Genomic DNA, 5,994 nt, shown 5'->3' on the forward strand with positions numbered 1-5,994 from the left:
CTTGTTTTTCACTTGGTGACACCCATATAGGTAGTATCCTATTCCTAAATTATGTCCGTATGTAGTGGTGCGGCATTTTTAGAGATTTTTACGGAATGACTATTTTGGAGGAATTGCCCCATGCCTGGCCACTTATTACTACCCTCTGAACCTATTCAACTACCACTTCTCCCATTGAGAGATGTCGTGGTGTTCCCGCACATGGTTATCCCATTATTTGTAGGGCGACCAAAATCAATTAAAGCCCTAGAAGCCGCCATGGAAACTGGCAAAAATGTGCTTTTAGTTGCTCAAAAGACGGCTGCTAAGGATGAGCCAGGCGTTGAGGACCTCTACGAGGTCGGCTGTATCGCCAACATTCTGCAAATGCTGAAGTTGCCAGATGGCACTGTTAAGGTATTGGTTGAGGGCGTACAACGCGCTGAAGTAAGTCAAGTCGAAGATAGCCTTGGCTACTTTGCCTGTGAGGCAACCCCAACTCCTATGTCAGCGTTAGATGCACATGAAACTGAAGCATTGCGTCGTGCCATCATGGCGCAGTTTGACCAGTATGTAAAACTGAATAAGAAAGTTCCTCAAGAAATTCTGTCTTCATTGGGCGGCATTGACGACCCAAGTCGTTTAGCGGATACGATTTGCGCTCATCTCCCAGTCAAGCTTGAGCAGAAGCAGCGCTTGCTAGAGATGACTGACGTGGTTCAGCGTTTAGAAAGTCTCTTGGCTGATCTTGAGAGTGAGATCGACATTCTTCAAGTTGAGAAACGTATTCGTGGACGCGTAAAGCGCCAGATGGAAAAGAGTCAGCGCGAGTATTACCTGAATGAACAGGTTAAAGCCATTCAAAAAGAATTAGGCGAGGGCGAAGAGGGTGCTGATCTCGAGGAACTCGAGAAGCGCATTAAGGCTGCTCGTATGCCTAAGGAAGCATTGAAGAAGGCCGAGTCTGAGCTGAAGAAACTTAAACTGATGTCACCAATGTCTGCTGAGGCGACAGTGATTCGCAATTTCATTGATACATTGGTAACGCTTCCTTGGAAGAAGAAAACCAAGATCAATAATGATTTAACTAACGCCGAAAAAGTATTAGATGAGGATCATTACGGTCTGGATAAAGTTAAAGAACGTATTTTGGAGTACCTTGCGGTTCAACAACGTGTAGATCGCGTCAAGGCTCCCATCCTGTGTTTAGTTGGCCCTCCAGGAGTTGGTAAAACCTCTCTGGGTCAATCTATTGCCCGTGCAACTAACCGTAAGTTTGTCCGCATGGCCTTGGGTGGCGTGCGTGATGAGTCCGAGATTCGCGGTCATCGTCGTACCTATATCGGTTCTATGCCCGGCAAAATTCTTTCTAGCTTGACTAAGGTTGGCGTGCGCAATCCGCTATTCCTCTTGGATGAAGTGGATAAGATGGGCATGGACTTCCGCGGTGATCCTGCGAGTGCCTTGCTGGAAGTATTAGATCCAGAGCAAAACCACACATTTCAAGATCACTATGTTGAAGTTGACTTTGATCTGTCCGATGTGATGTTTGTTGCGACGTCGAACTCACTGAATATTCCCGGTCCTTTGCTGGATCGTCTGGAAATTATTCGTCTTGCAGGCTATACCGAAGATGAGAAGACTAGTATTGCGATTAACTATTTAATCCCTAAACAGATTAAAAATAATGGCCTCAAGAAAGACGAGTTGAAGATTGAGGAATCCGCTGTTCGCAGCATGATTCGCTACTACACACGTGAAGCTGGTGTGCGTTCTTTGGAGCGAGAGATCAGTAAGATTTGCCGCAAGGTAGTCAAGTTATTGCTACTGAAGAAAGAGGCTGCCCCAGTTACTGTGGATGCTGACAATCTCGAGAAATTCCTCTCGGTCAAGATGTATGACTTTGGTTTGGCGGCAAAAGAGAATCAAGTTGGCCAAGTTACAGGTTTAGCCTGGACTGAGGTTGGCGGAGATCTTCTGACAATCGAAGCAGCGGTCATGCCTGGTAAGGGTGTTATTACTCGCACCGGTTCGATCGGTGACGTTATGAAAGAGTCTGTGGAAGCGGCAAAAACTGTGGTGCGCTCGAGAGCAAGAGCTTTGGGAATTGCAGATGAAGCCTTCGAGAAGAAAGATATTCATATTCACTTTCCAGATGGCGCAACACCAAAAGATGGCCCGTCTGCCGGCATTGCAATTACAACAGCCCTCGTATCCGTATTTACTGGGATTCCAATTCGTTCTGATGTGGCGATGACTGGGGAAATTACCTTGCGCGGCGAAGTGCTTCCGATTGGTGGCCTCAAAGAGAAGTTATTAGCAGCTCATCGTGGCGGTATTAAGCTTGCCCTGATTCCCGAGGAAAACGTCAAAGATTTGATCGACATACCGGATAACGTCAAGAATGCGATTGAAATTGTGCCGGTACGTTGGATTGATAAGGTTCTTGAATTAGCATTAGAGAGAAAACCAGTTGCTTTGCCTGATCCAACACCAGAAGAACTCGCTAAACAGGCTGCTGAAGCTAGCAAGGCCAATGAAAAGATTTCTTCTGGAGAGGCTTTAAAGCATTGATGTCTAGGGGATATTTGAGGGATTTTGAGTCAAATTAAGCGACTCATTTAAGTTCATTTTGATGAAGAATCTCTCTTATGTCCTCACACTAGGTTACAATCTCGTCTGTAATAAATTGGGGCGCTTAGCTCAGATGGTAGAGCGTCTGCCTTACACGCAGAATGTCGGCGGTTCGATCCCGTCAGCGCCCACCAGTTCCCCAAACCACCTTTCAGTTTCCTTTCTTAGGCTTTCTAGTTTCTCTAGACACCCAGCCTAGTACACTCGCGTTATTGACTTTATTTTCGAGCGATTAATCCATGTTTGATTCAGTACGTAAACACCGTAAGATTTTGCAGTTTGTACTCATGCTGTTTATTGTTCCCTCATTCGCATTATTCGGGATCTCAAGTTACTCCGAATTCATGGATAAGGAAACCGACTTAGTTAAAGTGAATGGCAACCCCATTACGCTCCAAGAAGTCGATATGGCGGCAAAGCGTCAAGCAGAGCGCGTTGGTGGAAATCTACAGATTGCTCAAAGCTTACCGTTTCGTCAGGCAATCTTGAACGAATTGCTGCAACAGCGCATCTTGGGATTTGCTGTGAGCGATCTGCGTTTACAGGTAGGGAAACAAGAGCTTGTTAATAGCCTCCAAATGATTCCGCAGATTCGTGCTTTGTATCGTGAAGACGGAAAATTTGACGATGCTCGTTTTAAACAGTTGCTGGCAAGCAATGGCATGAATGAAGAGCAGTTTTATGCCAGCCAAAGCTTTGACTTGAAAATTCAACAGTTAGTGAATTCGGTTGCACGTACGGAGTTGACCAACCCAAAACTGTCTCAAATTATTTTGTCCTTATATGAGACTGAAAGACAAGTTCAAACTTTGCAGTTCAATGCTAAAGATTATTTATCCAAAGTAAATCCAAGCCCCGAAGAGTTACAAGCCTTTTATGAGGCTAATGCCAAGCTATTCGAGCGCCCTGAATATATCGATGTGGAATACATCGTCCTGAAGGCTGATCCCAAAGAAGATTCGAAAGTGTTTAGCGAAAAGGCAGATCAGTTTGCAAACATCACTTACGATCAAGCTGATAGTCTGAAACCGGCTGCTGATAAATTAAAGCTCAGTATTCAAACTCAGAAGGGCGTAACACGTAGTGGTGCGTCCGGTGTATCCAGTGATCATCCATTGGCTAATCCTAAAGTGGTTCAGTCCCTCTATGGCGATGAGGCTCTGAAGAACAAGCGCAATACTGAGGCCGTCCAAACAGCGCCAGGTGTCTTTGTATCTGCTCGCGTTGTGACGCTACACCCTGCGCAAACTTTGCCTTTTAAAGAAGTTGCGGCTGAAGTGAAGCGCCAAGTTACTCAACGTGCTGCCGAGAAACTAGCCATTGCGGATGCCAGTGAAAAATTTTTGGCACTTGAAAAGGACCCGAAGAATGCTGCTGGTTTTGGAAGCGCTAGCTGGATCTCGAGAAATAAGCCGGGTAGCCTAGTAGGGGCTTCAATGGATGAGGTCATGTCTGTTAACGCAAGCAAATTACCTGCCGTAGTTTCAGTGGCAAATCCAGGTGTAGGCACTACTATTTATCGCATTGACCAGGTTCGCCAACCACCGGTCGTTGATGCTAAGGTGCGTAATGCGCAAGCACAACAGATTCAAGCATTGGCTGCACAGTCAGAATTTGCAGGTTTTATGGCTTACTGGCGCAATAGTGCTGGCGTTAAAGTCATTAACCCACTCAAACAAGCAAGCTCAGGCAGTTAAATTTAAGGTAGCTTTTTTAGCAAGCTACTGTATGGGGCCATTGAGCCCCATACGTTTTGAAAGATAACGCTTTGCGCTTCAACATTTGGGTGTAGGCGATCCGCTTGAAATAATTCTGGCCTAGTGGCAACGCCTTCCAAGAAGAAGGGTAGCAACTCAATCCGTTCTTGTTTGGCCAGTTGAGCATAAAGCTCTTTAAATTGCATGGTGTAATTTTGGCCATAGTTTGGAGGAATCTGTATGCCACAGAGCAAAACCTTGGCGCCTGATTTCTTGCTCATCTGAATCATCTTGCGTAGATTCGTTTCAGTTTGGTTTATAGGCAAACCACGCAAGGCATCATTTGCTCCGAGCTCTATCAGAACTATTCCCGGTTTCTTTTGACTTAATAGATTAGGGAGGCGACTTAGTCCTCCTGAGCTTGTCTCACCGCTAATGCTGGCATTAAATACGCTCCATGGGCTCTTGTCCCTGATAAGCTGTCCTTCTAGTTGGTTGACCCATCCAGTTCCACGAGGCAGGCCATATTCGGCTGAAAGACTATCTCCTAAAATTAGGACCACTGGCTTGACCTGAGCCCAGGAAGAAATGCTCATTAAGAGGCAAAATAGACCTGTAATGAATTTATTACTAGTTAATAGTTGAATCCGCATTTTTCCATTCTAAGAAATTTCCACATGAACAAACAGTCTAATTCCATTGTTGCTGAGCGCGTGGGCAAGCTAGTAAACACTGCTGATGGCGACTTAGTCATTTTGCATGAACTCAGCTTTCAAATTGAGCAAGGCGAGAGTGTGGCTATTGTGGGTGCCTCTGGGTCTGGAAAGAGCACTTTGTTAAGTCTTCTAGCCGGTCTCGATCTCCCAAGTACAGGTCAGATATACCTGATGGGACAAAACTTAAATCTATTAGATGAAGATGGTAGGGCCCGTTTACGAGGCCAATCCGTTGGCTTTGTCTTTCAATCATTTCAGCTATTGCCCCATTTAACCGCCCAAGAGAATGTAATGCTCCCCCTGGAGATTACTGGCGTTAAGCAATCTGAGGCAAGGCAGGCTGCTGCTGAGTGGCTGGATAAGGTGGGATTAAGTCTAAGATCAAACCATTTTCCGAAGACCCTCTCTGGGGGTGAGCAACAACGTGTGGCTTTAGCCCGGGCCTTTATCAATAAACCTGCCATCCTATTTGCTGATGAGCCCACTGGGAGCCTTGATGAGGCAAGTGGAAATAGGGTGATTGAGCTTCTTTTTGAGCTGAATCGGGAGAATTCCTCAACCCTGGTTCTGGTGACCCATGATCCTGCCTTGGCTGCACGGTCAGGGCGCCAATTAAGCCTTCAGGGTGGTCGCCTAGCTTGATCAAAACCTTATAATCTTGGCATGTCATCATTCTGTTGCTTGCCCGGGGCAAATGCCCTTTCAGCCTTCCGCCAACAGCGACTTTTAGCTTCGCTCGCAGCCCAGGGAATCCAACTTGAGTCCATAGAGGCTCAATATCTTCATTTCATTTGGTCTGAGTCTGAACTCAATACCAAAGACAAAGAGGTGCTCGAAAGTCTGCTGACTTACGGACAAACTTTTGTGTCGCTAATCAAGGGTTCTGGTTCCTTATTTAGTAAAGCATCTGAGAAGCAATCTGCTATTGCCATACCGCGCTTTGGAACTGTATCTCCGTGGGCTAGTAA

General features: G+C 45.9%; 5 protein-coding genes and 1 tRNA gene. 5 read left to right on the top strand and 1 reads right to left on the bottom strand.

The genetic code is table 11. The features are described 5' to 3' along the window. The first annotated feature begins 120 nt into the window (after positions 1-120). The 3 genes from lon to B7Y67_RS09545 all read left to right on the top strand — a co-directional run bounded on the left by lon (position 121) and on the right by B7Y67_RS09545 (position 4,310). Entirely contained in the window at positions 121-2,553 is a 2,433-nt protein-coding gene (lon, locus tag B7Y67_RS09535; protein WP_215387777.1) for an endopeptidase La, read from the top strand. Positions 2,554-2,671: 118 nt separating this feature from the next. Next, a tRNA-Val gene (locus tag B7Y67_RS09540) sits at positions 2,672-2,747 on the top strand. 105 nt (positions 2,748-2,852) lie between these two features. Continuing rightward, a complete protein-coding gene (locus B7Y67_RS09545; RefSeq protein WP_293598440.1) occupies positions 2,853-4,310 on the top strand; it encodes a peptidylprolyl isomerase in 1,458 nt (485 codons plus the stop codon). A gap of 2 nt (positions 4,311-4,312) precedes the next feature. On the opposite strand, the gene B7Y67_RS09550 is transcribed toward B7Y67_RS09545, so the two are convergent. Then, positions 4,313-4,963, bottom strand: a complete 651-nt coding sequence (locus B7Y67_RS09550) for an arylesterase (protein ID WP_293598441.1) — start codon at positions 4,961-4,963, stop codon at positions 4,313-4,315. A 24-nt stretch (positions 4,964-4,987) separates the two neighbouring features. On the opposite strand from B7Y67_RS09550, the gene B7Y67_RS09555 reads away from it, so the two are divergent. Together B7Y67_RS09555 and B7Y67_RS09560 are read left to right on the top strand one after the other, a co-directional pair. Beyond that, positions 4,988-5,668 carry an ABC transporter ATP-binding protein gene (locus B7Y67_RS09555; RefSeq protein WP_293598442.1) on the top strand — a complete coding sequence of 227 codons (681 nt, stop codon included), beginning with the start codon at positions 4,988-4,990 and terminating at the stop codon, positions 5,666-5,668. Between the two features lie 21 nt (positions 5,669-5,689). Beyond that, positions 5,690-5,994, top strand: a 305-nt coding sequence (locus B7Y67_RS09560) for a hypothetical protein (RefSeq protein WP_293598443.1), incomplete at its 3' end; no start/stop codon positions are given.

Source organism: Polynucleobacter sp. 35-46-11 (genome assembly GCF_002281105.1).